This window comes from Salinimicrobium oceani (genome assembly GCF_012037645.1).
Genome location: NZ_JAAVJR010000643.1, coordinates 1 through 446 on the forward strand (window position 1 = coordinate 1; position 446 = coordinate 446).

A 446-nucleotide genomic window follows, 5' to 3' on the forward strand; every position below is an offset into this window, starting at 1 on the left:
TTCCAGGTACACTACTATTGCCGGAAAGAATAAGGAGGTGCTCCAAAAACTCATCAGCAATTCTGTACAATCTTTAAAGATCTATCAGGAAGAGTTCAATGCAGCCGCCAATGAAAAAGACCCTGCAGGCATTTCCGGCCTCGTCCATAAGAATACGACTTCACTACATTACTTACAGGCAAACCGGCTAAAAAGAAAAATTGAGGAGTACCGTCAAATCCTGAACCTGGAACCTATTCCTGCTCAAGATCTTCATGAAAAGCAAGAGGAAATCCTTGCAGAATTTGATTTTCTTATAGCACGATTAAAGTCTTTGGAAGACAGGTAAAAAAACCCGCAGCAACCATAAATGGTTGCTGCTTTTTAATTAAGGCTTCGGCGGTAAGGCAAAAGCTTCGGCCTCGTGTTCAAAATGGCCACGATGTGATCCGTCGCAAAAGGGTTTA

1 protein-coding gene is annotated in these 446 nt (G+C 42.4%); it reads left to right on the forward strand.

The genetic code is table 11. From position 1 onward, the window contains the following. On the forward strand, positions 1 to 328 hold a 328-nt coding region (locus HC175_RS18670; protein ID WP_168139703.1), incomplete at its 5' end, for a hypothetical protein. Positions 329 to 446 lie beyond the last annotated feature (118 nt).